Raw genomic sequence first — 26,148 nt, 5'->3', positions numbered from 1 at the left:
TCCTTATCCCACGATAATATTTCCATTTGGGAATGAAACCTTATTTGCTGAATTTCTATTTGGCTTATTTCGTGTCAATGACAATATCAGTGTGGAAATACCGATACGCCCGACATACATGAGGAAGATGATAATCAGCTTGCCTCCCACACCCAGAGAGGTGGTAATTCCAAGGCTGGAACCTACCGTTGCCATGGCGCTCACTGCCTCAAAGGAAAGGCTTAAAAACGGCTTTTGCTCGACGATATTCAACAAGAAAATCCCTGTAAACAACACAACCAGATTGATGAAGAAGATTCCCATTGCACGAATGATGATTCCCCTTCCAATTTTTCTGTGAAGAACAACGGTATGCTCTCTTCCCTTCAAAGAAGAAATAATATAGATAACAAGCACGGCGATGGTCGTTGTTTTGATACCACCAGCAGTACCACCCGGAGAACCACCGATAAACATGACAACCATCATCAGCAGATCGGTCGCAGGCTTCAGACCTGCATAATTGATTGTTGTAAAGCCTGCCGTACGCAGTGCAATCGACTCAAACATCGCAGTCATCAGCTTCTCGAAAATATTGAAATCTCCCAGTGTTCTGGAATTTGTGAACTCCACCAGCATAATCAGCAAGCCCGGTACAACAATCAGAAACAAACTGACGCTCAATACGATTTTGGTATGCAGAGACAGAGAATGTCTAAACTTTTTAAATGTAATCTGGCGATGTAGCAGCGGCCCCACCTTATCCCGGATATCAAACCAGACTGCAAATCCCAGACCACCCAGTACAATCAGTGACATAATGGTAAGGCACATCAGCGGGTCGTGAACATATTCCTGAAGGCTTATTGAGCCGAGCGTATCGAAGCCGGCGTTACAGAAAGCAGAAACAGCCAGAAATACCGCTTTAAAGCTGCCATCCACAAGTCCGAAGCGCGGGATCATGCGAAACGATATCAGAATCGCACCCACAGCCTCAAAAAACAGGGTATAGTACAGGATATCCAGCAGAAACTTCCGCATATTTACGACCCTGTCCTGATTCAGCATTTCCTTCATAGCGATTTTCTCATTCATTGAGAGACGATTTTTCACAATCAGGATAAAGACCGCCATAAATGTCATCAGTCCAAGACCGCCGACCTGAATCAGCAGAAGCAGAATCAGCTGACCAAACCAGTTAAGCTGATCAGCAACCGTAAATACACTCAATCCGGTTACACAGGTGGCACTGGTTGCCGTGAACAGAGCATCCAGCCAGTTCAGAAACTGAAAATTCTTATTGGAAATCGGCAGCATCAGCAGCAGTGTCCCACTGAGAATCACAAGCAGGAAGCTCGATGCAATCTTCTGCGCAGGGGACAGTTTTCTGAACCCCAGCACGGAATGAATAAAATTTGTCATATCAATTTAACCAGACTTTCTTTCTAAATGTTCGCAGGAAACTGACATATCCTTATGCAGTCTTCACCTTTTATTTATACAGAACAGACAGCGGCCGCTGAAAGATGTATCAAATATATTCTACACATATTATATTTTTTTACAATATGCTTTTCTAAAAAACATATAAACTTTCCCGATACTTTTTCTAATGATGCAAAAAAAGGCTCCTTTCTTAACGAAAAAAGCCTTTTTTCTGTTATAAATTAGTAATTTTCTTTGCGTACCTCAAAGTAAGAACGTGGGTGATTGCATACCGGGCAAACCTCTGGAGCAGTTTTTCCAGTGTGCAGGTGTCCGCAGTTCAGACATTCCCACAGGGTTTCCTCTGCTTTTTCAAACACAGTGCCATCCTCGATATTGTTCAGCAGAGCAACATAGCGCTGCTCGTGTGTTTTTTCAATAGCCAGAACGCCTTCCATCGTATCAGCGATGTCATCAAAGCCTTCCTCACGAGCTTCCTTTGCCATACGTGCGTACATGTCTGTCCACTCGAAGTTTTCACCGGCAGCAGCATCCTTCAGATTGGTAACCGTATCCGGCATACCGTCATGCAGCAGCTTAAACCATAATTTAGCATGCTCCTTTTCGTTGTTTGCTGTTTGTTCAAAAATATTGGAAATCTGAACATAGCCGTCCTTTTTCGCCTTGGAAGCATAATACGTATACTTGTTTCTTGCCATGGATTCTCCGGCAAATGCCTCATTCAGGTTCTTTTCTGTCTTTGTTCCTTTTAAATTCATTTTTTTTCCTCCTTTTAAGCAGCCTTCGCCCCATTGTATGTAAATCTTGCTGTTCTTATGCGTTAAACCGCTGAACTGCATGAAATAGAAAGCGTTGACAGCCTCTTTACCGATATTTATATTATACTCTACTTTTCCATTTATTTCATTCTTTTTTCTATGAACCCATCATTTCCCACAATACAGAAAATTTTCACAGTTTATGATAGAAACGGATTTTTTATTCATATTTCTCCATATTTTTTTAATTTTTTATTTAGATCTTCAATTTTTTTCATGTTTTTATATACAAAAAATTCATTTTGCAGTAAAATTCCACTATAGGAGGAATCTATCATGGCAGAAAAACACCCTTTTGATGATTTTGGAATCAATCTCTTCAGTGAAAGCGTGATGAAGGAATGTCTTCCTCATCCGATTTATACAAAATGGAAAACCGCAACCCGCAAGGAGGATGCATTGGACCGGCCGACGGCGGATGCGATTGCGCATGCGATGAAAAAATGGGCGATGGACAAGGGAGCGACGCACTTTACTCACTGGTTTCAGCCGCTGACCGGCTCCACAGCGGAAAAGCATGACAGCTTTATAGAGCCAGGGGATCACGATCAGCCGATTTCCAGGTTCAGCGGGAAGTCCCTGATCAAGGGCGAGGGGGATGCTTCCTCCTTTCCAAGCGGCGGTTTACGGGCAACCTTTGAGGCGCGCGGATATACGTATTGGGATTGTACCTCTCCAGCCTTTCTTCGGGATAACGTTCTCTGTATCCCTACCATATTTGTTTCTTACAACGGGGAAACCCTGGATAAAAAGGCTCCTCTATTAAAATCAGCGGAAGCGATCAGCAAACAGGCCACCCGCATTGTAAATCTGTTTAAGGACAAGGATATCAAGCATGTCAATGCCATGGTCGGTCTGGAGCAGGAATACTTTTTGATTGATAAAAAGATGTATTTGGAGCGTAAGGATCTGGTGCATACCGGACGCACGCTGTTTGGCTCCATGCCGCCAAAGAGCATGGATATCCGCGGTCACTACTTTGGAAGCATTCCATCCCGTGTACAGGCCTTTATGACAGAGGTGGATGAGGAGCTGTGGAAGCTTGGAATCTATGCAAAGACCGAGCACAACGAGGTGGCGCCTTGTCAGTTTGAAATCGCACCGTTGTTTATCGATGCCAATGTTGCAGTGGATCAAAACCTGATCATTATGGATGTATTGAAGAAAAAGGCGGATAAGCACGGTATGGCATGCCTGCTTCACGAGAAACCGTTTCAGGGCGTGAACGGAAGTGGAAAGCACAACAACTGGTCACTGGTTACCGATGATGGGCAGAATCTTCTGGAGCCGGGGGATCGTCCGCATGAAAATATTCGCTTCCTGCTGTTTGTCTGTGCAATCATCGAAGCTGTGGATAAATATCCTGAGCTGCTGCGTATGGCTGCCAGCTGCTATGGTAATGATTACCGTCTGGGAGCCGATGAAGCACCGCCTGCCGTCATTTCCATCTGTATGGGTGATGAGCTGGAAATCATTTTGGATAAGCTGCGTAACGGTGAGCATGAAATTAAGCCGGATGTGGAAACACAGCCCTATGCGATTGCGAATCTATCCTATGTACCAAAGGATACCAGTGATCGAAACCGTACCTCTCCTTTCGCCTTTACCGGTAATAAGTTTGAATTCCGTATGGTAGGAAGCAGCCGCAGTGCATCAACGACGAATATTATATTGAATTCCATTGTTGCGGATTCACTGCGCAGTATTGCCGACACCCTGCAGCAGTATAAATACATTGATGATATCCGCAAGAAATCACTGGATATCTGCCGCGATATTCTGCGCAAGCATTCCCGTATTCTGTTTTCCAAGGATGGCTACAGTGAGGAATGGATTCGGGAGGCACAGGAACGCGGATTGCCGAACATCAAGCATTATGTGGACAGCATCCATTCCATGATTGATGATAAAGCGGTGGAAATGTTTGAGCGAAACAAGGTATATGACCGGCTGGAGCTGGAGGCTCGTGTCGATATACTGACAGAGGAATACCGCAAATCTGTCAAAGCGGAGGTACTGACCCTTCTGGATATCAGTAAAAAGGATATCCTTCCTGCCCTTGTTCGTGAAATTAAGTTTTACAGTGATGCACAAAATTCCCTGGGGATGGAGAACAGCTATTACCAGCGTAAAATCAAGCATTTGTGTGAGCTCTTAAATACCTTTGATGAGCGCTATCATGATTTGAAGGAGCATATGATCGAGCGCCAAAAGTATCCGGATAATATGGAAAAGGCACAGTATCTCAATCATGTCATCGTTCCGAAAATGGAAGAGCTGCGTGCAGTGATCGACGAGATTGAAGAAGCGGTATCCTCAGATAATTATCCGTTTCCAACCTATGATGATATGTTTATCTCTATGCAGTAGCAACGAGTCGTCTGCCCTAGAACAGGCGGCTTTTTTATTTCCTTTCGCATGCGTTTATAGTTTGTTTATACTTTTGAAACAGCAAATTCACAAATGACGGAAATTGTTAAGATTCCGTAAGCATATTTCTTTGTTTTAACAAAATGTTAACAAAACCTGCTTGTTTCTTTTCCTTTCGTTATTTATACTAAAGCCGACTTGATAAGGAAAGGAAGCGATGATGTATGACCATTCAAAATGTACTATCTCTGTTGGGAGGTCTGGCACTGTTCCTATATGGAATGCATATGATGAGTGTCGGTCTGGAAACGGCGGCTGGAGACCGCATGAAAGCTATATTGGAAAAACTGACCAGCAACCGCCTGCTCGGCGTTGCCGTAGGAGCCGGTATCACTGCCGTTATCCAAAGCTCCTCTGCCACGACCGTCATGGTAGTCGGCTTTGTGAACAGCGGGCTTATGACCCTGAATCAGGCAGTCTGGATTATTATGGGAGCCAATATCGGTACGACGATTACCGGACAGCTGATTGCGCTGGATGCCTCCCGCATTGCCCCGCTGGTAGCCATAATCGGCGTCGTCATGGTGACCTTTCTGAAAGGAAAGCGAATCAATTCCATAGGAGACATTCTCGCAGGGCTGGGAATATTGTTTATCGGTATGGATATGATGTCCAATTCCATGACACCGCTGCAGGATTCCCCCGTATTCCTGAATGCGATGACCTCCATATCCAATCCGCTGCTTGCGATTGCTCTGGGAGCCGGCTTTACTGCACTGATTCAAAGCTCCTCTGCATCTGTGGGAATATTACAGGCACTGGCATTGAGCGGTCTGATTCCGCTGTCCAGCTCGATTTATATCATCTTCGGACAGAATATCGGTACCTGCATCACCGCGGTGCTGGCATCCCTGAGTGCGAACCGCAATGCCAAGCGAACGACGATTATTCACTTATCCTTTAATATTATCGGAACCATGCTCTTCTTCTGCTTTATCCACATGTTCCCGTTTGTGGACTGGATGTGTGAAATCACAGCGAATCCGGCTGCCCAGATTGCCAATACCCACACGATTTTCAATATCGTAACCACACTGATTCTATTGCCGTTTGGAAACCGGCTGGCACATCTCGCACAGCTGCTGATGCCGATTCGCAAGGAGGAATATCAAAGGGATGAAGCAAGTCTTCCGCTTGCCTTTGTCGATGTCAATAATATTGGCAGTGTCCCGATTGCTATCTCCTCCCTGCGTAAGGAAGCGTTAGCTATGCTGAAGATGGCGCAGACCAATCTGATTGAAGCATTGCATGGTGTATGTCAAGAAGCATGCTCCGTGCAGGATATTGAAAAGCGTGAAAAGCGGATTGATTCCATCAATTATCAGATATCCGATTATATGACCTCCGTATCCACCCTGCCTATGAATCCTACTGCCTCCAACACGATCAATGCCCTGTATAAATGCTATGCGGATATCGAACGCATCGGCGATCATGCTATCAATATTCTGCAATACACCAAAAATGAACAGGAGCGTCTGCAGGATGTCAGTGTGATCCGTGAGGAGCTGATGCAGCTGGAGGAGCTGCTGGATAAAAGCTTTCAGCTATTGTATACCAACCGTTTAGAATCACAGGATGAAAGTCTTTTGAAAATAGAGCGCATAGAAGCCCGCATTGATGAATTAACAGCAGATTTCAGAAATCGGCAAATCGAGCGAATGGTGCATAAACAGATTCATGCCAGAGATTGTGTGATTTATTCGGAAATCATGACGGATATCGAGCGTGTCAGTGACCATATCATGAATATTATTGAAGAATGCCGCAGATGCAGCTTCACCTTGAATGACGAGGAATTAAAGGATATGCCGCTGATTCAGGAATGTGCCGTGTAGAATTCTTTCATAGCCCGTTAGGCTGTACAGCACCCTCATAAGGTATCCGCAGCTTTTACCAACTGCCTGTATGAATGAATAGGCGAAAGCCATACCTTTACCCCTTTGCACAGCACCACCCAGTCACATGAACAAACAGAAGCCAAGAAACTGCATGCTCGGATAATGGGTGCAGTTTTTTTGTTTTTTAAATAAAGCCTTCCAAGATTATGCTATGCATACGCTGTGATCATAATGTGAAATACCACCCCATAGAATGCAGTTTTCCATTCTTTCATTACCTACATTCCTGATTTTTGATCTGCATCTTTCATGGATCATTCATGAACAAGTGCCTACAGCACAATCACAGGAGCAGCGTCTCTTGCCAAAAAGCGCCCAGCCTGTTTTTTATTTCCAGCAAATCTATTACTTTCCCTTGATATTTCTTATTACAGCCGGAAAACATCAGAACCTACAGCTGCAGAGGCATCCTTTTTACGCCCTGTGGCATACCATTTCACATAAATCCTTAACCTTGATTTTACATTTTCTGTTGGAAAACGGTTTCAAATGACGTTTATAAATATTTTGTGTTAATTATTAACAGAGTCTTAACAAAACCTATATTGTATGAATATCTGTTTCCCGATATACTAAAACTATGTTCGTAACAATACTCGAACAGGAGGTTATGTATTCATGACATTTGATAGTATTCTGAAATTATTTGGGGGCCTTGCCCTGTTCCTGTATGGTATGCATATGATGAGCTCCGGACTGGAGGGAGCTGCGGGAGATCGTATGAAAACCATTCTGGAAAGACTGACCAGCAACCGTTTTCTGGGCATTATCGTCGGTGCAGCCATCACAGCAGTAATCCAGAGCTCCTCTGCCACTACGGTTATGGTTGTCGGCTTTGTGAATTCACAGCTGATGACACTGAATCAGGCAGTCTGGATCATCATGGGTGCCAATATCGGTACGACGATCACCGGACAGCTGATTGCCCTGGATGCATCCAAAATTGCACCGCTTGTGGCTATCTTCGGTGTTGTTCTGGTTACGTTTCTCAAAGGCAAGAAGGTCAATGCCTTCGGTGAAATCTTTGCCGGTCTGGGTATTCTGTTCATCGGTATGGACATGATGAAGGATGCCATGGTTCCATTACAGCAAAGCGAGGCATTCATTCATGCCATGACAACAATTTCCAACCCTGTTCTGGCGATTCTGCTGGGCGCAGGCTTCACTGCTTTGATTCAGAGCTCCTCTGCTTCCGTCGGTATCTTGCAGGCACTGGCTGTCAGCGGTCTGATCCCGTTAAGCAGCGCTATCTATATCATTTTCGGGCAGAATATCGGTACCTGCATCACATCGGTGCTGGCATCACTTGGCGCCAATCGAAATGCCAAGCGGGCAACCATCATTCACCTGTCCTTTAACATTATCGGTACGATTGTCTTCATGGCATTTGCAGCTCTTGTTCCGTTTGTATCGTGGATGGAAAGTGTTACCTCCAATCCTGCGGCACAGATTGCCAATACACATACGATATTCAATATCGCTACCACACTGCTGCTGATCCCGTTCGGTTCCCGTCTTGCCAAGCTTGCGCAGGTGATTCTACCTGTAAAGCAGGAGGAGATCGAGGATGCAGGCTACAACATACCGCTTACCTTTGTAGATGAGGACAATATCGGTTCCGTACCGATTGCCATTTCTTCTCTGCGTAAGGAAGCAATGGCAATGCTGCAGCTGGCAGAAACAAATCTTGCGGAATCCATGGATGCCTTATGCGGGAATGCCTTCAACTTGGAGAAAATCCGAAAGCGTGAAAAACGCATCGATTATATCAATTATGAAATCACAAATTATATGACGCTGGTCAGCTCACTGAAAATGAATGAATCCGATTCCACAACCTGCAACGCCTTATACAAATGCTTCTCTGACATCGAACGGATTGGCGATCACGCCATCAATATCATTCAATATTCCACCGATGAGGACAATAAGCTTTCCAGCTCAAAATACATAGAGGATGAATTGCATCAGCTGGCTTCTCTTCTTTCCAAGAGCTTCTCGCTGCTGTCAACCTACAGCCTAGATTCTCAGGATGAATGCTTTGAAAAAATCGAACGGATTGAGGATCGCATTGACGAGCTGACCGCAAGCTATCGACAGGCACAGATTGAGCGACTGATGGAGAAAAAGGTCAATGCCTTGGATTGTGTCATCTATTCAGAAATCCTGACAGATGTGGAGCGTGTTTCCGACCATATCATGAACATCATTCAGGAAGCCAAGCGCTGTAACTTTACACTGAGTGATGAGGCTATGCAAAGCGACCCTGCCTTATCCGCAGCCTAAGACACCACATGGTGTCTTTTTTTCATCTACGTTCTTATGTTTTGTTGTATCCGTTGGGATCAGCGCTCTTTCCTATACAGCCAAATGCCGCGACCACCAGCACAGAATAGCACAAGCACCTCTGTGATTTTAAGGCTTGTGGTAAATCGATCTGAAAGTGATTTCATGCAGCATCGCAGCTTTACAGCTTTATGCAGGATGAATGCATACATGGTGTCTTTTTGGAGTGGACCATGCTATACTAAAAGACAGAGGTGATGATATGAATATCAGTTCCCGCTGTATCCTGTGTCTTTTAAAGAAAGAGGAGGCAAGTATACGCGCCTGTTTGGATGAAGAGCAGAAAGCACAGTATCTCAAGGATGTTATGCGAATCATGCTGGATGCAGACCCTGCGGATACAATGCCATGGATTTCCGATCAAATTCGTCTATTAAAGCCACCTGTTCCAAGAAGCCTTCCGGATTATGCGAAAATAAAAACGTATTTCAACACCGTGCTGATGGAAATGGAGCCAATGCTGCACCATGCTATACAGCAGGCGCCCGATCCCCTGTCCTATGCCCTGCGCCTTGCCCGCTGCGGGAATTATATCGATTTCGGTGCTATGGACCATGTGGATGAGGATATTCTGCATTCCCTGTTGAAGCAGGTAAAGGAAGAAACACTGGATGCCGATGTCTACCAGCGCTTTCTATCACAGGCAGCACACAGCAGCAGTCTGCTCTATCTGTGTGATAACTGCGGTGAAATCGTATTGGACAAGCTGCTCATTCTGCAGCTGCAAAAGCAGTTTCCGCATTTGCATATTACGGTGATGGTACGCGGCGGTGAGGTGCTCAATGATGCAACGATGCGCGATGTCAGGCAGATTCATCTGGATGAGGTGTGTGCGTGCACGCACACGCAGGTACCGCTTGCCGGCTGCGATTTGCGTCACATTGGAAAGGACGCGCGTACACTTATTGCATCCAGCGATATGATTATCGCCAAGGGACAGGCAAATTTTGAATCCCTGTATGGCTGCGGTCTGCCAATCTATTATCTGCTTTTATGCAAATGCGACTACTTCTGCGAACGGTTCCATATGCGGCATCTGGAAGGAATTTTCGCTTATGAAAAGACGCTGGAGATATCCAACGCAGAAGTAAGGTGCAACATGTAACCAACAGTATCCGCTAAATCAGGATTAGCAAAAAAGACTCTTTACATAGCGTCTCATCGTAACACATGATAAGAGGCTTCTGAACCGATTGTGACATGTAATGCAATGGTTTTGAAGTCTCTTTTTTCTTATCCGATTCAGAAGGCTCCCAGATTCACCATCTGATTCGATCCTTCGCTTCCTGCTTCTATTCATTCTTTTTATTTAACGCCTTAATATGTTTGCATAACTGCTTCACATATACCATCTGCGGCTGGTGAAAGCGTATCAAAGATTCTCGCATTTTAAAGCCCAGAGCCTCCAGCAGTCTGCATGAACGAATGTTTTTCCTTTGCGTTTCTGCTACGATGCTTTGCAGTTCGCCCTGTTCTGAAAGAAAAACGAGCACAGCCTGGATTGCCTCTTTCGCATAGCCCTGTCCCCAAATTGTTGGTACAAACTGATAGGAAATCTCCTGCTCGATACCATTGTGATAAGGTCCGATTTCTATCAGTCCCAGTAAGGCAGAATCACTTGTTCTGCGCACGGTAAAGCCCTGATAATCGATCTCTGCCATCATCATATTGCGGAGCTTTTTATCTGCATTGACCGTATCATAAGCACCACCCAGATATGTACGGACTACCTTATCCGTGAAAAGGATTCGTACATCCTCCATATCTGATTCCTTTATTTCATATATACTGCATCTATCTGTTTTCAGCATACGATCCTTTCAAAAAGAAAAGCGGTCCCTGCTTGCATGCAGATGGCCCGCTAAACGCTATTCCTCTAAATGCTCCATGCGCTCCTCAATCTCCAGCGCTTCCTTCTTCATTTCTCTGGATATGCCTTCCAGATCCACCGCCTTCTTTTTCAGGCGATAATTTACAAATTCCTTCACTGCCATATAGATGACAGCAAAGCAAGGTACACCGATAAACATACCGATGATACCAAACAGTCCTCCGCCGACACAGACAGAGAACAGAATACCGATACTCGGCAGTCCCAGCTTATCTCCCAGAATCAGCGGTCCCAGAATATTTCCATCAAACTGCTGCAGGGCAAAGACGAAAAGTGCAAAGTATAATGCGGTAATCGGATGTATGATGAAGAGAATTACAATCCCCGGTACAGCACCGATAAACGGTCCGAATACCGGAATCATATTGGTAACCCCGACGATTACCGATAACAGCAGGGCATATGGGAACTGAAAAATCAGAGAGCCGATGTAGCAGAGGATTCCGATAATCAGGGAATCAATCGCCTTTCCCACGATGAAGTTATTAAAAATATCACCGCTTGCCAGCACCATCCGGTGCAGATACTCGCTGACCTCTTTTGGAAACAGTGCGTAATTGATCTTTTTTGCATAGCCGGACAAACGTTCCTTGTCAATCAGCATATACAGGCCTGCCATGATACTCAGCAGAATGTTCAGCAGCGTGCTCCCAAATGCATAGGTGGCCTTTGCCATCTGCGGCAAAGCATCCGTCACAAAGCCGGTAAGCTTTTCAAAGAAATCGGTATCCGTAATGTAATTGGTAACCTGCTGGGTATCGATGGCATATTTTTCAACAAAATCCAATGCAAATTTCTGGAAGTCCTCCACATAGCCCGGAAATGCCTTCACCAAAGAGAAGATGCTGTCAAACAGCTGTGGCAGCAGCAATGCCAGAAATGCGCATACAACGATAATACCAAGCAGAACTGCCAGTACAGCGGCAATACTGCGCCTGTGCTGCGGCTTCATGCGAAGCTTTCCAAGCAGCTTTGTTTCCATCAGCTCCATGGGTTTGTTTAACAGAAATGCAATCGCAAAGCCAAGAATAAACGGTGTTGTCAGGGAACAGATGCGCCTGAGTGCCCGTATGATGAAATCAATTTTATCAAAAGCGAAATATATGCTGATTCCTATGGCGATTACAATCACATACAGCCATATTTTCTTTCTCATGTCCTCGGTTAACCTAAATTTCATATAAATCGCCTCCATCCCTATCTATTCTATCATGAAAATTCTGTTTCTTTTCTTACAAATTCGAAAGTATTAGCCGTTCAGAATCTTCTGCTTCAGCTCTTCAAACACGTATCGATCCTCTCGCATCTGTGCTTCCCTCGTGTTGGCCAATGTTCGTTTATGCACGCTTAACAGCGGCGGCAGCTGAAGACGCTTGAAGCTGTTTTTCGCCATGGTGGAAAGCAGCCAATCCAAATCCTGTAAAAAGGTGTTCGCATCGTCAAGATGATAATATTTCATCCAGCGGGCAATGTCCTGCTTCCAGATACTGCCATCTGCATAGCTTTCCATAAAGGTGCGAAGGCTGAGGTCTGTTCCCAGATGCTCAATGAGATAATCATGATAGAACCATTTCATCGGATCAAACTGTGCATCCTTCAATTCTGCACTCGGCGGCATTGTCCAATCCACCCCGTGCTCATGCACACATGGCAGCAGATTCAGTGGCACCACCTCTTTGCCAAAGTGCGCATTCAGCGCTTTTGACAAATCAAACAGCTGTACCTTGGTCAAATCCCCAATGAGTGATAATGCTCCGATGCTGTCACCGTACAGGGTACAATAGCCCAGAGCGGTTTCCACCTTATTCCCATTATTCACAACAACACCGCCAAGAATACCTGCAAAACCGCTTAACAGATATCCGCGGGAGCGCGCCTGTAAATTTTCCATTACCAGTGTCGGCATTGTTTCTACCGCATAGCCGTATTCCTTATGAAACAGCTCGACGCTTGCCTGCACGAGTGATTCCATATTTCCTTCCTGATATGCAATGCCCAGAGCCTTCGCTTCCGCAGCTGCATTGGAAATGGTGGTCGTACTGTTGTGGCGGGTCGCTATGTTATAGCCATATACACGCTCTGGTCCCAGGGCGGCAACCAGCAGCGCGGCTGTCACACTGCTGTCCAGCCCGCCGCTCATACCGACGATCCAGGGAATTGCACGATTGAATATCTGTGCGTCGAAATCCCGAATCCCCAGCAGCAGCGCATCCAGCAGCTGCGGCTGTGTGACTTCCGCTTCCCTTGTTTCCGCAAGATCCACAAGCTGCATTTCCTCATGAAACCACGCTGCCTGATAGATGGTTTTCTTCTGCATACGGACACCGCTACCTCCAGCCATGACCACAACATCCTTGCCACTGTTCTGCATACCGAGGGCATTGGCATAAATAACATTGCCCTTCAAGCTGCATTCCTGATTCAGCTCATACATTGCCGCATCCAGATTGATATTGATATCGGTTAGCTGCACTTCACGTCCAAAATTCAAAGCAAAGACATGCTCCTTAAATTCAATGGCACTGTTGATCGGATTTTCCTCAAAATAGCGTGCATCATCCGTATAGGGCGTATTTCGCTTTACGCGCATATGCGTCTGTTTGCGATACGCAAAAAAGGCCGCATTGAATCTCCTGCGATTGCGATAGCGGATATTTCCCCATACGATGGCAATATCCTCACTTTCTGCAACCAGTACTTCATTGAAGCTGTCCACATAGCGGCACCAGTCATCATCCAGCCACTGATCACCCAGCAGATATCCACTTACTGCATTCTGTGGAAATACAATCATATCCGCCTGTTTTTCTCTGGCTTTCTGAATCATCTGTTTCATATAGGAAACGTTTTCCTCACATTTCCCTTGTTTGACATGCATGGTCACAACGGCAACCTTCATGATATCCCTCCTCATCTTCAACATGAGTATCATATCATGAATCGTGCGAGAATTGAAGAATTCCCTTTTAAAGTTGACACATCTCCTATATAATATAGAAACAGGAAAAGTGAGGAATTTGTATGGAACAATATATCGTAGAGGGGAATATCTCTGTAAAAGCCGTTTTACTCGCACAGAAGCGGGAAATCATAAAACTTATTGTTGATGAAAAGAAGAAGGATCGCGATACTGCATTTATCCTCCGTGAAGCAGCAAAGCGCAATATCCCGATGGAGCGCAGCAGCAGGGAAGCCATCGATGAGCTTGCACAGGGAAAAACGCATGGCGGGCTGCTGGCATTGTGCAAGGAGCGAAGCTTCCAGACACTTAAGCAGGTCGTTTCAGGGGAACCGGTTTTTCTGGCACTCATCGAGGGTGTAGAGGATCCCTTTAATTTCGGTTATATATTGCGTACGCTGTATGCAGCCGGCTGTGACGGTGTCATCATACCTCCGCGAAACTGGACGAGTGCAGCCGGAGTCGTCACCAAAGCCAGTGCAGGTGCCAGTGAATATCTGAATCTGATTGTCGCAACGGATATGGAGGCTTTGCTTCAGGAAATGAAGCAGGCAGACATACAGCTTATATGCGCACAGCGCAAGGATGCAATCTCTTTGTATGACTATGCCTTTCCACAGAAGCTGTGTCTGGCGATTGGCGGTGAAATGCGCGGGTTGAGTAAGCATGTGCAAAGTCACAGTGATCAGAACCTGTTCATTCCCTATCGGCAGGATTTCCGCAATGCAATGACAGCTGCAGCCTCTACAGCCATATTCGCCTTTGAGCTTGTTCGTCAGAAAACAGCAAAATAACCAGCTCTCTCATGCCATACAGCGCATTGCTGTATGGTTTTTCTTTTTCAGAAGTTGACACAAAAAAACTGCATGTGCAGGGAAATATCACAATGACATCCCAATCCTGCATATGCAGTCATCTTCATATAGAGACGAAAGCCTCATCGTCGTGTACGCACTGGCTCGTTACGGTTCCTGCAGCAGCGCTGCGAGCTCTTCCAGCTCAGCCTGTTGCATACCGATGGATTTCAGATAGGAAAAGCAGCCTGTCTGATCGAGCAATGAAAGCAGCGGCTGCAGCATGTCCGGTGTACTTTCAAACAATGCACGCACTGCCGGAATCGCCATTACATCCGCCGGCAGCATCCGATTCACCCCCGCAGCATTATAGGTTGCGGAAATCTGATAATCCGCAAGAATATCCTCGTTGCATACGCCACATAGCTTCAGCAGGAGCGCTGCCAGTATGCCGGTACGATCCTTGCCGGCCGTACAGTGAAATAAGACTGCATGTCCTGTCTGCCGTGTGGCTTTGATATGACGAAGCGCCGCACATACCGCCTCCGGTACCGATGTCATCATATCCACATAATCCAGCTTCATACTGTCAAGAAACTGCTTTTGCGCCTGCACATCCTGTGAATCCGCAAGCGACACCTCCTCCTTCATAAAGGGGAGCGATACCCGCGTGATTCCATATGGTGCACAGTCATAGGGAGCCTGCGTTTGTTCTGTTTTACTGCGAAGATCCAGAATCAGCTGGATATCGGCTTCCTGCAGCTTTTTCCAGTCCTCCTGTGTAAGCTTGTTCAACATATCACTGCGATAGCAGCAGTGCCATGCCGTTATCGTTTCCCCGCACGGATAGCCGCCAAGGTCTCGAACATTACTGGCTCCCTGCAGTTGCAGACGACGGGTCTTTCTCATTTCTGATTCCCCGCTTTCTGTGCATAGGGCCAGTGCAGGATACCACCGATGTTATACAGCTCGCTGTAGCCCAGAGCCTTCAGACGCTTCAATGCCGTTCTTGAACGCTGTCCGCTGCGGCAATACAGGTAATGCGGTTTTCCTGCCGCTACTACAGCTGCCGCCTTCTCTTCCAGCTCACTCAGTGCCAGATGATCCGCTCCGGGGATATGCCCCTCTTGATACTCATCCAACTCCCGCACATCGATTAGCTGAATGTCTTTTCCTGCATCCAGCTCCTGCTTTACTTCCTCCATCGTTTTATCAAAAGAAAATCCAAACATAGCTGCCTCCTAATCCACGAACAGATAGCCGCAGAATATATATAGCATATTGATGTAAAAGGATCCCATGCCAAGATATGCGAACCAGCGATTCACAATAGCCAGATCCAGATAGCCCAGCTGCATAAAGAGCAGCAGTAAAACGATAACGATTGCGACAACCTTGCGAAATACAGCATTGCTTCGCTTTTTACGATTCAGTGAAACACCGAACATAAACAGAGAAGCAACCATGATGATGATCAGCAGCGTATGTACAAAGCCGCCCTTCAGCCATGTTTCCACCAGCTTGGTAAGAAATGCCGAAAGTACGATGATCAGCAGCGGTGTTCCCAGTCGTTTGACATCATCCATGCTATTCTTCCTCGATGACCACTTTTTTCATAACATCGCCGTTGCGCATATTGCGTACAGCACCCAGATTGTCTGTCACCTTGCCGAATACGGTATGAACGCCATCCAGATGCGGCTGCGGACAGTGGCAGATAAAGAACTGACAGCAGCCGGTATCCTTGCCGCGATGCGCCATAGACAGGCTTCCATCCTCATGCTTATGCGGATTGTTTGCCGTTTCGCAGGGAATCGTATAGCCCAGATCTCCGGCACCGGTTCCATATGGACAGCCACCCTGAGATACAAAGTTTTTGATTACACGATGAAAGGTTTTGCCATCGTAATAGCCCTCCTTCACCAGCTTGACGAAATTCTCAACCGTTACCGGAGCATCATCCGGATACAGCTCAAAGGGGAGCTCAGCCCCGTTTTCCATTGTTATTGTTCCATGGTATATCATGTTCATTCCTCCTATTTCATTCTATAAATATACTATAATCCGACAAAAAAAACAACCGCCAGTAAAGCTGGCGGCGATGGTTTGCATGAGGGAATGTGCTCTTAGCACCTGCACATCCCCATCAAAAAGAAAACCCGCCTGCCGCAATACAGAAGAATAAGCAGGCTAGGCCAGCAGTACCATTTGGGCACTGTTGATCATGCGTATTCTGCGCTTCCTGAAAATTTCGTTTCCAAATACACCGTCAAATACAAAATCATCAAACAGCCTGACCCTACCTGTCATCGTATCCTTCAAAGTTATCTCCGCCTTATCCAGAAAGAGCGTCCACTCCCTGATAATTTTCAAATCCATCCGTTCCAAGCCATGTACACCAAAGCCCATAGCACTCCCCTCATGTACAACTGTAAGAGCATGCTTTTGAATCGCATGTTCTCCAATCCAGCTGACACGGGAGCCACTGTCAAAGCCAAACAGTGAAATCTTCTGATCCAGGCGCTTCACCAGAAAGCAGGGGAAGCTGCCCTGCAGCATATTGGGGTATGGTATCCGAAATCTGTTTTTTAAAACGATAAACTGCTTCGCGATATCATCCAGCTCAAAATCAAGCTGATGCAGGATATCCCAGCCCAGAATCCCATCAAAGCCAAACACATCAATATTTCCAAAGCGCAGGGAGAAGTCTGAGGAATCCAGTGCAATCATCGCCATGTTTAAAACCTCCAGACCACCCAGCTGCATAGAGTCTGCCACCAGTCCCTGCATATCGCGCTGTGTTCCGCCGATACTGCCAATCTGCAGAGAACCCCCTGTTTTTTTCAGCTTCAGCTGTGCGATTTTATCGCTTTTGACACCACTGATCTGTGCTCCCGTATCGACCACAAACACCGCTTTTACATGGTTGATATACACCGGAATTGTAAACAGTCCGAAGATATTGCGGGAAAGCGGAATGGAAAATTCACGCTGATAATATCGCATGTCCCATGCATGCGCCTTGCCCATCACCTGCTCCTGTGCTTTTGATAATGCATTCGGAAACAGACCGAGAGATACCTTTTTCCTTTGTTCCTCGTACGCTGCCTTCTCCACGCTTACAGCAGTATGACTTTGTACCTTACAGCTGTGCATGCCATCACCCCTTTTTCTGTTCGATTATATCATAAGCATATGTGATGAATATGGGTTACTTTCCTTATGCTATGGATTTTTATTTTTTTCTAAAGCTTTTCCGCTATACAGTGTCAGCATTTATCTTCGTAAGTGCATCGCTTCTCCTACACAGCTTCAATAATGCACCACCTTTATGAAATTTCCGTCAGTTTTTTTAAGAAACGCTGTCGATAGATGTTTTCAGGTTGAAGAGTATTCCCTTGTATAGTAAAATGGAAGCATGTGAAAACAAGGAAAAGGAGTGGTTGATATGCAGACAAATAAAGCTTTATTACCTGTGATGAGTGTGCAGGGAAAGGTGGATCATCCTGTTATGAGCGGAAACGGATATCGCGTGGGCTATGATGGCTATGGGAGAATTCCAATGGCAACAGGCGGTATTATTTACAACTATAAAATTGGAGATTCCTGTATGGGGATTGCCGGAGATCACATCGAGCCGGGTGTAAGCCTGAAGAATCCTGTGGAAAAGGAAAATAATGCCCTGCAGGCCTTTGCCTGTATAGGAAACAAGGCGAAAATCATCAGCGGTGATGCAAAAGGGAGAGAGGGCTATGTGACTGGAAAGCATGGCGGTATCGATCATGTCATGGTGTATTTCGATGAAGAGACGCTGGAGCTGATGACTACAGAGGATAAGGTACTGATCAAAGCCTGCGGACAGGGTCTTAAACTGATGGACCATGAAGAAATACAGCTGATGAACATCGATCCTGCACTGCTTGAGAAGCTGGGCATCGAGGAAGAGGAGCAAAGAATCCGGATACCGGTCGTGACCTGTGTTCCGGCCTACCTCATGGGAAGCGGTTTGGGAAGTGCGACCACCATGCTGGGAGATTATGACATTATGACGCAGGATGCGCAAGCGAATGAGGAATTCGGTATCAACAAGCTGCGCTTTGGTGATCTGGTCCTGATTCAGGATCATGACAATCACAATGGACCACACTATCGCAAGGGAGCGGTGTCTGTGGGAATCGTCGTACATGCCGATTCCTATACAAGCGGACACGGTCCCGGACTGGCTGTCATCATGAGCAGCCGATGCGGAAGCATAGAGCCGATTCTGGACTCTGAAGCAAATATCGCAAACTATCTGCATATAAAATAACAGAAACCAGCTGCCATCCCGAGCTCGTGCATGGCAGCTGGTTTTATACAGTCGCGCTTGTTTATAAGGAATCGGTTTATGAAGCAGAACAGCTGTATGGTATTTCTAGGCGTAGGGCTTAGCCTAAAAAAGCAGTGCTGTCTTTGTTCAGTCTGCTTGAAATCCCTGCCCTCAGCAAAGCGGCTGTATGCTAGTAACACAATGCAAATAAAAAAAGTGCTTCTGTGACCGTCAAGCAACGGCATAGCAGCACTTTTTCTGTAGTACAGTTTTTATATCAACAGCTAATCTCTGTTTCCAACAAAACGCAGAATGTACAGGAAGATATTGATAAAGTCCAGATACAGCTCAAAGGCAGAGTAGATGGAAAGCTTTTTCAGCATTTCCTCATCCCCTTCATAGCTTGCATACAGTGCCTTCATCTTCTGTGCATCATAAGCAGTCAATCCGGTAAAAATCAACAGACCGATCGCACTGATCAGCATTGTGCTTGTATCAGCACCCATGAACATCATGATAACCTCAGTGATAATCAAAGCAAGCAGACTGCCAAACAGAATCGGTCCAAAACGGAGCAGATTCATTTTTGTCGTATACCCGATTACAGCCAGACTTCCGAAATACACCGTTGTCATCAGGAACGCCATAACCAGTGTGCCCGGCAGATACACAAGAGCGAGTGTTGAGAAGGTAACGCCGGTCAGCATGGAGTACACAAGGAATAAAAGCTTGGCACTCGTTGCGGACATCTTCATCAGACGTGCTCCCAGAGCGATGACCACACCGAACTGTGCGGCGATCAGAATCAGCGGTGTAAAGCTGCTTCTATAAATATAGTAAATCAAATCTGTGGAGTATACAGCAAATGCAGTAGCCGTAGTAACCAGAAGACCCAATGTCATCCATCCAAATGTACGTACAGCATGCTTCTGCAGGCTGGTTGCTGCATATTGCGGCTCAAAATAATCTTCGTTGCGTTCAAACATAAACATTCCTCCTTTTCCTATAGTATAAGTCATATTGTATCATTTTTACAGTAAAATAGAAAGATTTTGCAAGATTTTATGTTTCTTTATCAAATGCCTGCAGAATTCCATCCGCAATCGCCTTCGCCATTGCATCCTGCTTCTTCTCTGATTTCAGATAGGACAGGTCACTGTCATTGGATAAAAAGCCGGCTTCCACAAGGATCGTAGGAATATCGGTATATTCAATCAGGGAAAGCGGGGCAGCTGCCTCATCCTTTAACCCTCTGCTTTTGATTCCCTGCAGATTCTCCAGCCGCTGATTTACCTGCTTTGCCAGCGCTCTGCTTTTCGCATCACGCTCTCTCACCCAGATTTCCGTACCTCTTGCCGAGGCCTGTGCTGTATCCGCAAAGTTCATATGAATAGATACAAAATAATCGGCGTTGGATGTGTTGGCGATCCGGGAACGCTCCAGCAAATCCTTTTCATTATCTGCCGGCCAGGATACCTTGTCTTGTAAACGCGTATACACAACCTCCACATCCTGCGTCTCCAGCAGCTTCCCGATTTTTTTCGTCAGCTGCAAAGTGATCGTCTTCTCCTTTGTGCCATCCGCCGCAACACTGCCGTCGTCATAGCCGCCATGACCGGCATCCAGAACGACCCGCCGCTTTGTGACCTTTTTTTCCTCTGCCTGCTTTTGTGTACGGATAATCATCGTTTCCGCCTGTTGCTTTTTATCTTCTTTTTCCTGTGCGTAAGCATTTCGTATAAAGGGTACGATTACGAAACAGAATACAATGACAGAAAAGAATAAAGCATGTCGCTGTACAAAATTCTTTTGCATGAAATCACCTCATGTTAGTTATATTAGTTATATAAATCCTTTTTCAGCTCCTGAATCTCCTCATATGCCGGACTTTCCTTATCCAGCCGTGAGGCATAACGCTCCAGAATCCTACGTGCTCGTTTCTCATCATCATCCAGATATGCCAGTGCATAATGCAAGACCACATCAGTGACATCGCTGTGTGTAGCTAAAAGCTTTTGGAACATCTGTTCTCCCTTTTTGGATTTTAATGCAATATATGCCTGTGCCTGCTCATACTGCATTCCGACACGGAAGAAATCGCTCGTTTTGGAAAACACGGTCAGAAACTTATCGACAAATGCGATGAGCACCCGGTATTGTTCCTTATCCCTGCGTCCCTGTTCCATCAACAGATCGAGCAGAAGAGTCACCACACCAATCATATCCAGACCGTCATTGACCTGATACATCATGGCTTCCAGACTGTCGATTTTGAATTTTTTCGCCGTTTTAAACAGCAGTCGAAGCTGTTCCAGCAAATCTGCCGCAACCTGCTCACTCCCCTGCTCCATCACATCCAGAATCGCATCGGATATCAGACCGTAATGTGTAAAGTCAAAGTCCTCTCTCCTTGCAATTTCCAGTACAGCTTCATCAATAAAGGTTTTGGGGAACAGTGCATGTGTATCGTCAATCGTCTGTGTTTCAAAGATAGCATCCGCAACCGCAAGATCGTTATAGGTAGTCTGCAGACGCTTACGAATATCCTCACAGGTAAGCGTACACCCAAGCTTGGTAAGATGCATATCAATCTCTTCCCTGCGCATACCTCTGATTTTGTTCACCATGTCCTGCGTCTTGTCCTTTTGCAGATATAGCTCTTTCATTCGATTCACTCCGTTTCGCGCTCCTGCTGCTTCACAGGAATCAGCGCCAGCTTGAAGCACAGACGCCCATTCCTTCTGAAATTTTCAAATCCCGAGTCATAACGATATCATTTTTTTTACAAATTTGCAACCCATGTCCTCGCCGCCAGCTCTTGAAAGGCCTTGATTCAATTAACGGATACCTTCGACAGCCTGAAATAGCGCAGATTGTATTTTTTTGGAAAGGTTTTTTCCGTTTACCGATGATGCTTTATGCATGCAGTGTATGGCTTCCTTAAATAGACTACTGTACAGACTCTTTGATAGGTATCATGCTATCACAAAAAAGAAAGCTGCCAAAGCTATTGAAACAAAAAAACAGAATCGCTTCCACGATGGAATGATTCTGTGTATTCTGTTATGAAATAGCATCCAAAAACTGCTGAGAATCCCTTACTTTCCTGCGCTTATCTGCTTTGCGCCCGTTCACACAATGCGTACAGACCATCCAGAAACGCATCATCGTCCTGCTGTGTCCGCTTTTTCGCATGCCTGCCGTAATTGCCATGCTTACGCTCTACACTGCCGACATGACGCATTGTCAGAAGGCGGTTGATGTTTTCCGTTGTATAGGGAATCCCGCTGCAGGAAATCGGATATCCCTCCTTGCTGAGAACAAGTGCAGCCAGACCGTAATCCTGTGTAACGACGATATCTCCCTTTTTCACATGTGACAGCAACAGGAAATCCGTACTGTCCCTTCCCTGATCGGCCATGAGGACAACGACGTTTTCATAATGGAACGTATGAGATGTGTCGCATACCAGCGTTACAGGAAAGCCGAAATCCTCCCCTGCCTGCAATGTTTCCTCAATGACCGGACAGCCGTCAGCATCAACATATATATCAGACATGCTCAACCAGATGCGGATCATAGCCGTTATTTTTCAAAATCGCAAGCACATCCGCAATATGCTTTGCATCGTTGGTTTCAATGATGACACCAACTCTGCACTGATTGAACAGCATCGCATTCTGAATACGGTTATGGTTTACAGAAATGATATTGGCTCCGGTTCTGGATATCAGCTCAATCATCCGCGACAGATTCCCCGGCTTATCCATTACATTCATATTGATGACCGCCTTGCGTCCGGTCTTCATCAGACCAAGATCAATAATTTTAGACAACAGATTGACATCGATATTTCCTCCGGAAAGAACTGCAACGCATTTGTGATGCTCCAGATCCACCTTCCCAAACATCGCTGCCGCAACACTGGTGGCTCCGGCCCCCTCAGCAACCATCTTCATTTTCTCAAGCAGTGTCAATATGGCAGCCGCAATTTCTTCCTCACTGACGGTCACGACCTCATCCACATACTGACGGCATAGCTCATAGGTCAGTGTTCCCGGAGTCTTTACGGCGATTCCATCCGCAATCGTACTCACATCCTGCAGCTTAATAATCTCCTTCTTTTCCAAAGACTGCTTCATGCTCGGCGCATGCTCGGACTGTACACCGATAATGCGGCAGCTTGGACGCATCGCCTTAATCGCAACAGCGATTCCACTGATCAGACCACCACCGCCAATCGGTACGATTACGGTATCCACATCGCTCAGCTTATCCAGAATTTCCAACCCGATCGTTCCCTGTCCGGCGATGACATATTCATCATTAAAGGGCTCAACGAATACCGCCCCGGTGATTTCCTGCAGATTCTTTGCATACTCATAAGCATCATTGAAGGTATCTCCCTGCAACTCCACCTCAACACCATAGCTTCGCGTTGCCTCGATTTTAGACAGCGGAGCGGTTTTCGGCATAACAATCGTTCCCTTGATTCCCATTTTCATGCAGGAATACGCCACTCCCTGTGCATGGTTTCCGGCACTTGCGGCAATTACCCCCTTCTCACGCTCCTGCGGTGTCAGAGCATGCAGCTTATGATAGGCTCCCCGCAGCTTAAAGGCACCGGTTCCCTGCAAATTCTCCGCCTTGATCCACAGATTTTCATGCAGCTTATCCGCATGCACCAGCGGTGTTTTGGATATGACATCCTTCAATACTTCCTTGGCATCATAAATATTTGAAATATCCATACATTTTCCTCCTGTATCCTTATCTGTATTGTACTATGAATGTACAGTTTCGGAAAGAGTCTTTTTCTACAAATTGCATACACATTATATTTAATGTTCGCAATTCAGATACAAATATTCTTATTCTATATACACGCTGATTCCATCGTACACATATCGTGGAATCCTGTATGCCATATCCGTTCTAGTATTCCCCACCATCTTTCTCGTTATTCCCACAGAGTCTTCAGCACAGCCATCCTGTCAACGTGTTGAAGACATAAGAAAAGCTGTCCCCATTGTAGAGGACAGCAATTTGCTACTTAGTCTTTTTCGATGAAGTCCAGCAGCTCCTTGGCTGCGATATTGATACCGTCACGGTTTTCTTTATCAAGCCCCAGGTGCGTATAGATTTCTCCGACGAAGCAGCCGCTGTCGCGCAGTGCGACAAACATCTGATCGATCAAAGGCTCACACACCTCCTGCTGCTGCATAGGACCAAACGGGTTCGCAAAGTAGGTCGTGGAAATACCAACCTCCTGCGTTGTTCCCTTTGCCATACGTTTTCCTTCCTTGCAGGTAGCCTTCGCCGCCTCAAGCTCATCAAAACGATGCAGCCCCAGCTTATCATCGTAGTTATTCGCATAAGCAAATAAATCAATTCTATGATTCATAGCTACAATTTCATATGGTGCAGCCGGTGTGATAACACGGGCATTGTTGCTGGATTCCGGATTCATGAAAATGGAACGGTCCATATCACGGTATGGTGTACCCGGATCCAAATCATCCAGACGAATGAAGGCACCGATTTCCGTACCCTGTCCATAAGGAACTCCGTCCTCCAGATGAATGGTACCCATATCATCAAAGACAACCTCAATATCCTTGATAACATCTGCGCCAGCGATTTTCAATGCTTCAATGGATTCGGACTTACCGGCACCGGAGTCTCCCATCAGCATGATTCCCTTGCGCTTTCCACTCTTTAACGTGATGTTGACGAAAGCACCGTGAATCGGCAGCCAGCCCTTCTGCATCTTTCTTACGTTGTGCAGCGTCAGTGTCATCTTCTTCAGATAACCAAAATATTCGATGCGTTCATGATAGCTTACACAGCCGATCCATACATCATCCTCTGCATCATAGTGGAAGGTTGTCTGTTCCTTATCATCCTGATTACCAAACAGACAGATCAGATCCGGCTTTTTGCGGCACTCATCTTCGTTTGCCAGCTCAAACAGGTTGGCCAGTGACACAGCAGAGGAAATAAAGTCACGGTGGAAGTAAATGAAGGCAAGCAGACTTCCGACCTTGCATGGATAACAGAACCATTCATCCGGTGTTCCTGTAAATTCCGTAATCGGGTTGGTATCGCGCTCTGTGAACATACCGGTACGTTTATTGGATTTCGGATGGAGGATCATCGGTGTTCTCAGCATAACGGACTGAATGAATTCGATATCCTTCAATGCATCATATTTCGCACTCAGCTTTGGATTATCAATATTTTTTACTGCGATGGAGGCATTGGTACCTGCCTGCAGCTGACGGTATACACGGTTTTTTCTACCCATGATCTGTTCCTCGATGTTACGATACAGGCCAAGAATCAGACTGGTAAAGCTGGAATCCGCGCCTACAAAGGTCAAATCCTGCAAGGCATTTCCCTGCCCGATGGACATCACGGAGAAACGCTGATGCTTTTTCCAGAAGTTGTACATCTCCTCTACAAACTCCAGCAGCTTCGCCTTGTCATTCAGGTATGGAGAATCTACCTCCTCTGCCTTGAAAACACGAAGCATACGGAACAGCTTCAGAATTTCAAACGTTGCCTCTCTGGTCGTTTTGCCGTTCAATGCGTAGAAGTATAAAGCCTCGTTATCAGCTTTTAAGTAATCCAGGTAGTTATGAACATAATTACTGAACGTGGAAGAATTCAGCAGCTGGTCACCGGAATGTGCATAGCCTGCGCTGTAGTTCAGTATTGCAAGTTCTTTTGTTAAATACAATGTCTCTTTCATAATCTGCTCCTTTCAAATTCAAAAATGAAGTTGGAAAATAAAGTTAAATAACCCTATCGGGTTATATTATACAATAAAAAGAAAAAATAAGAAAGTAGTTTTTGTAATATTTTCATTTTATGAAAATATTTTCAATTTCATTTTCTGTTTCACGGCTGTACAGCATAGACGACAGCATAAAGTGGTAACGATTACATGATATGCAGCAATCAAAGAAAGGATACCGCTTTTTTGCAAATACTGCGAAAATATCTGTTCATCCAAAGGATATGCATCCAAACGGTCCTTTGCTTTGCACACTGGTATCCAGCACTGCTTTCACATTACAAGACGCTATCCGATATTCCAATCTGCTACTCTTTTCCAACGCTATTCACATATACTCTGTATATGCCAGACTGTTGACAAAGTGACTGTCGACAGTCTTTTTAAAATCTGATAGAATATCTGTGGCAGAAACGTACTTCATAAACCCAAAAATAGTCGACGTTTCTGCCATTTATTATGCCAAAAATGATATA

22 protein-coding genes are annotated in these 26,148 nt (G+C 45.7%); 6 read left to right on the top strand and 16 right to left on the bottom strand.

The genetic code is table 11. From position 1 onward, the window contains the following. Window positions 1-3 precede the first annotated feature (3 nt). Together NE665_RS16530 and rbr are read right to left on the bottom strand one after the other, a co-directional pair. Complete coding sequence (locus NE665_RS16530; RefSeq protein ID WP_117442733.1) at window positions 4-1,401, bottom strand: potassium transporter TrkG; 1,398 nt, start codon at window positions 1,399-1,401, stop codon at window positions 4-6. Window positions 1,402-1,646: 245 nt separating this feature from the next. Further along, window positions 1,647-2,183: a rubrerythrin gene (rbr, locus tag NE665_RS16525; RefSeq protein WP_002608358.1), complete on the bottom strand. Its 537-nt coding sequence runs from the start codon at window positions 2,181-2,183 to the stop codon at window positions 1,647-1,649. A gap of 336 nt (window positions 2,184-2,519) precedes the next feature. Between rbr and NE665_RS16520 the strand changes: the two genes are divergently transcribed. The 4 genes from NE665_RS16520 to NE665_RS16505 all read left to right on the top strand — a co-directional run bounded on the left by NE665_RS16520 (window position 2,520) and on the right by NE665_RS16505 (window position 10,025). Beyond that, the gene (locus tag NE665_RS16520) at window positions 2,520-4,613 is read left to right on the top strand and encodes a glutamine synthetase III (RefSeq protein ID WP_117442735.1); all 2,094 of its coding nucleotides are present in this window, start codon (window positions 2,520-2,522) and stop codon (window positions 4,611-4,613) included. A 224-nt stretch (window positions 4,614-4,837) separates the two neighbouring features. Further along, the gene (locus NE665_RS16515; RefSeq protein ID WP_117442736.1) at window positions 4,838-6,511 is read left to right on the top strand and encodes a Na/Pi cotransporter family protein; all 1,674 of its coding nucleotides are present in this window, start codon (window positions 4,838-4,840) and stop codon (window positions 6,509-6,511) included. Window positions 6,512-7,192: 681 nt separating this feature from the next. After that, on the top strand, window positions 7,193-8,860 hold the full coding sequence (locus NE665_RS16510; RefSeq protein WP_117442738.1) for a Na/Pi cotransporter family protein: 1,668 nt from the start codon (window positions 7,193-7,195) through the stop codon (window positions 8,858-8,860). 262 nt (window positions 8,861-9,122) lie between these two features. Further along, a complete protein-coding gene (locus NE665_RS16505; protein ID WP_117442739.1) occupies window positions 9,123-10,025 on the top strand; it encodes an ARMT1-like domain-containing protein in 903 nt (300 codons plus the stop codon). Window positions 10,026-10,212: 187 nt separating this feature from the next. Here NE665_RS16505 and NE665_RS16500 read toward each other — a convergent pair whose 3' ends face one another. From NE665_RS16500 to nadE, 3 genes are all read right to left on the bottom strand, one after another. Then, on the bottom strand, window positions 10,213-10,731 hold the full coding sequence (locus tag NE665_RS16500) for a GNAT family N-acetyltransferase (protein ID WP_117442740.1): 519 nt from the start codon (window positions 10,729-10,731) through the stop codon (window positions 10,213-10,215). 57 nt (window positions 10,732-10,788) lie between these two features. Next, entirely contained in the window at window positions 10,789-11,991 is a 1,203-nt protein-coding gene (locus tag NE665_RS16495; protein ID WP_117442741.1) for an AI-2E family transporter, read from the bottom strand. A 69-nt stretch (window positions 11,992-12,060) separates the two neighbouring features. Then, the gene (gene nadE, locus NE665_RS16490) at window positions 12,061-13,710 is read right to left on the bottom strand and encodes an NAD(+) synthase (protein ID WP_118654562.1); all 1,650 of its coding nucleotides are present in this window, start codon (window positions 13,708-13,710) and stop codon (window positions 12,061-12,063) included. A gap of 122 nt (window positions 13,711-13,832) precedes the next feature. Between nadE and NE665_RS16485 the strand changes: the two genes are divergently transcribed. Next, window positions 13,833-14,564: an RNA methyltransferase gene (locus tag NE665_RS16485; protein WP_117442743.1), complete on the top strand. Its 732-nt coding sequence runs from the start codon at window positions 13,833-13,835 to the stop codon at window positions 14,562-14,564. Window positions 14,565-14,732: 168 nt separating this feature from the next. On the opposite strand, the gene NE665_RS16480 is transcribed toward NE665_RS16485, so the two are convergent. The 5 genes from NE665_RS16480 to NE665_RS16460 form a co-directional block, all read right to left on the bottom strand. Beyond that, complete coding sequence (locus NE665_RS16480; protein ID WP_117442744.1) at window positions 14,733-15,473, bottom strand: tyrosine-protein phosphatase; 741 nt, start codon at window positions 15,471-15,473, stop codon at window positions 14,733-14,735. Further along, a complete protein-coding gene (locus NE665_RS16475) occupies window positions 15,470-15,796 on the bottom strand; it encodes a rhodanese-like domain-containing protein (protein WP_117442745.1) in 327 nt (108 codons plus the stop codon). The genes NE665_RS16480 and NE665_RS16475 overlap by 4 nt, the downstream gene beginning before the upstream one ends. Before the next feature lie 9 nt (window positions 15,797-15,805). After that, window positions 15,806-16,150 carry a hypothetical protein gene (locus NE665_RS16470; RefSeq protein ID WP_002608347.1) on the bottom strand — a complete coding sequence of 115 codons (345 nt, stop codon included), beginning with the start codon at window positions 16,148-16,150 and terminating at the stop codon, window positions 15,806-15,808. Window position 16,151: 1 nt separating this feature from the next. Continuing rightward, window positions 16,152-16,589, bottom strand: coding sequence for a peptidylprolyl isomerase (locus tag NE665_RS16465; protein WP_117442746.1), 438 nt, complete (start codon window positions 16,587-16,589; stop codon window positions 16,152-16,154). A 165-nt stretch (window positions 16,590-16,754) separates the two neighbouring features. After that, complete coding sequence (locus tag NE665_RS16460) at window positions 16,755-17,720, bottom strand: retropepsin-like aspartic protease (protein WP_117442747.1); 966 nt, start codon at window positions 17,718-17,720, stop codon at window positions 16,755-16,757. 292 nt (window positions 17,721-18,012) lie between these two features. Here NE665_RS16460 and NE665_RS16455 point away from each other — a divergent pair, with 292 nt between their 5' ends. Then, window positions 18,013-18,873, top strand: a complete 861-nt coding sequence (locus NE665_RS16455) for a DUF4438 domain-containing protein (RefSeq protein ID WP_117442748.1) — start codon at window positions 18,013-18,015, stop codon at window positions 18,871-18,873. 284 nt (window positions 18,874-19,157) lie between these two features. Here NE665_RS16455 and NE665_RS16450 read toward each other — a convergent pair whose 3' ends face one another. From NE665_RS16450 to NE665_RS16425, 6 genes are all read right to left on the bottom strand, one after another. Then, complete coding sequence (locus NE665_RS16450; RefSeq protein WP_117442749.1) at window positions 19,158-19,859, bottom strand: Bax inhibitor-1/YccA family protein; 702 nt, start codon at window positions 19,857-19,859, stop codon at window positions 19,158-19,160. A 76-nt stretch (window positions 19,860-19,935) separates the two neighbouring features. Further along, window positions 19,936-20,688: an N-acetylmuramoyl-L-alanine amidase gene (locus NE665_RS16445; RefSeq protein WP_117442750.1), complete on the bottom strand. Its 753-nt coding sequence runs from the start codon at window positions 20,686-20,688 to the stop codon at window positions 19,936-19,938. Window positions 20,689-20,711: 23 nt separating this feature from the next. Next, on the bottom strand, window positions 20,712-21,539 hold the full coding sequence (locus tag NE665_RS16440; RefSeq protein ID WP_117442809.1) for a hypothetical protein: 828 nt from the start codon (window positions 21,537-21,539) through the stop codon (window positions 20,712-20,714). 446 nt (window positions 21,540-21,985) lie between these two features. Beyond that, window positions 21,986-22,432, bottom strand: coding sequence for a DUF188 domain-containing protein (locus tag NE665_RS16435; RefSeq protein ID WP_117442751.1), 447 nt, complete (start codon window positions 22,430-22,432; stop codon window positions 21,986-21,988). Further along, entirely contained in the window at window positions 22,425-23,624 is a 1,200-nt protein-coding gene (gene ilvA / locus NE665_RS16430) for a threonine ammonia-lyase (RefSeq protein WP_117442752.1), read from the bottom strand. Before ilvA ends, NE665_RS16435 begins: the two co-directional genes overlap by 8 nt. Window positions 23,625-23,926: 302 nt before the next feature. Continuing rightward, a complete protein-coding gene (locus NE665_RS16425) occupies window positions 23,927-25,627 on the bottom strand; it encodes a hypothetical protein (protein ID WP_117442753.1) in 1,701 nt (566 codons plus the stop codon). Window positions 25,628-26,148: the final 521 nt, after the last annotated feature.

This window comes from Clostridium sp. DFI.1.208 (assembly GCF_024463855.1).
In the GTDB taxonomy this organism is placed as follows: Bacteria; Bacillota_I; Bacilli_A; order Erysipelotrichales; family Erysipelotrichaceae; genus Clostridium_AQ.
The sequence above is the reverse complement of the archived record's forward strand: the minus strand, read 5'-3'. Positions and strand labels throughout refer to the sequence as shown.

What these genes read in the sequence shown, in the direction of transcription:
- NE665_RS16530 (WP_117442733.1), bottom strand. Translation starts at nt 1,401, where the DNA reads ATGACAAATTTTATTCATTCCGTGCTGGGGTTCAGAAAACTGTCCCCT.
- rbr (WP_002608358.1), bottom strand. Translation starts at nt 2,183, where the DNA reads ATGAATTTAAAAGGAACAAAGACAGAAAAGAACCTGAATGAGGCATTT.
- NE665_RS16520 (WP_117442735.1), top strand. Translation starts at nt 2,520, where the DNA reads ATGGCAGAAAAACACCCTTTTGATGATTTTGGAATCAATCTCTTCAGT.
- NE665_RS16515 (WP_117442736.1), top strand. Translation starts at nt 4,838, where the DNA reads ATGACCATTCAAAATGTACTATCTCTGTTGGGAGGTCTGGCACTGTTC.
- NE665_RS16510 (WP_117442738.1), top strand. Translation starts at nt 7,193, where the DNA reads ATGACATTTGATAGTATTCTGAAATTATTTGGGGGCCTTGCCCTGTTC.
- NE665_RS16505 (WP_117442739.1), top strand. Translation starts at nt 9,123, where the DNA reads ATGAATATCAGTTCCCGCTGTATCCTGTGTCTTTTAAAGAAAGAGGAG.
- NE665_RS16500 (WP_117442740.1), bottom strand. Translation starts at nt 10,731, where the DNA reads ATGCTGAAAACAGATAGATGCAGTATATATGAAATAAAGGAATCAGAT.
- NE665_RS16495 (WP_117442741.1), bottom strand. Translation starts at nt 11,991, where the DNA reads ATGAAATTTAGGTTAACCGAGGACATGAGAAAGAAAATATGGCTGTAT.
- nadE (WP_118654562.1), bottom strand. Translation starts at nt 13,710, where the DNA reads ATGAAGGTTGCCGTTGTGACCATGCATGTCAAACAAGGGAAATGTGAG.
- NE665_RS16485 (WP_117442743.1), top strand. Translation starts at nt 13,833, where the DNA reads ATGGAACAATATATCGTAGAGGGGAATATCTCTGTAAAAGCCGTTTTA.
- NE665_RS16480 (WP_117442744.1), bottom strand. Translation starts at nt 15,473, where the DNA reads ATGAGAAAGACCCGTCGTCTGCAACTGCAGGGAGCCAGTAATGTTCGA.
- NE665_RS16475 (WP_117442745.1), bottom strand. Translation starts at nt 15,796, where the DNA reads ATGTTTGGATTTTCTTTTGATAAAACGATGGAGGAAGTAAAGCAGGAG.
- NE665_RS16470 (WP_002608347.1), bottom strand. Translation starts at nt 16,150, where the DNA reads ATGGATGATGTCAAACGACTGGGAACACCGCTGCTGATCATCGTACTT.
- NE665_RS16465 (WP_117442746.1), bottom strand. Translation starts at nt 16,589, where the DNA reads ATGATATACCATGGAACAATAACAATGGAAAACGGGGCTGAGCTCCCC.
- NE665_RS16460 (WP_117442747.1), bottom strand. Translation starts at nt 17,720, where the DNA reads ATGCACAGCTGTAAGGTACAAAGTCATACTGCTGTAAGCGTGGAGAAG.
- NE665_RS16455 (WP_117442748.1), top strand. Translation starts at nt 18,013, where the DNA reads ATGCAGACAAATAAAGCTTTATTACCTGTGATGAGTGTGCAGGGAAAG.
- NE665_RS16450 (WP_117442749.1), bottom strand. Translation starts at nt 19,859, where the DNA reads ATGTTTGAACGCAACGAAGATTATTTTGAGCCGCAATATGCAGCAACC.
- NE665_RS16445 (WP_117442750.1), bottom strand. Translation starts at nt 20,688, where the DNA reads ATGCAAAAGAATTTTGTACAGCGACATGCTTTATTCTTTTCTGTCATT.
- NE665_RS16440 (WP_117442809.1), bottom strand. Translation starts at nt 21,539, where the DNA reads ATGAAAGAGCTATATCTGCAAAAGGACAAGACGCAGGACATGGTGAAC.
- NE665_RS16435 (WP_117442751.1), bottom strand. Translation starts at nt 22,432, where the DNA reads ATGTCTGATATATATGTTGATGCTGACGGCTGTCCGGTCATTGAGGAA.
- ilvA (WP_117442752.1), bottom strand. Translation starts at nt 23,624, where the DNA reads ATGGATATTTCAAATATTTATGATGCCAAGGAAGTATTGAAGGATGTC.
- NE665_RS16425 (WP_117442753.1), bottom strand. Translation starts at nt 25,627, where the DNA reads ATGAAAGAGACATTGTATTTAACAAAAGAACTTGCAATACTGAACTAC.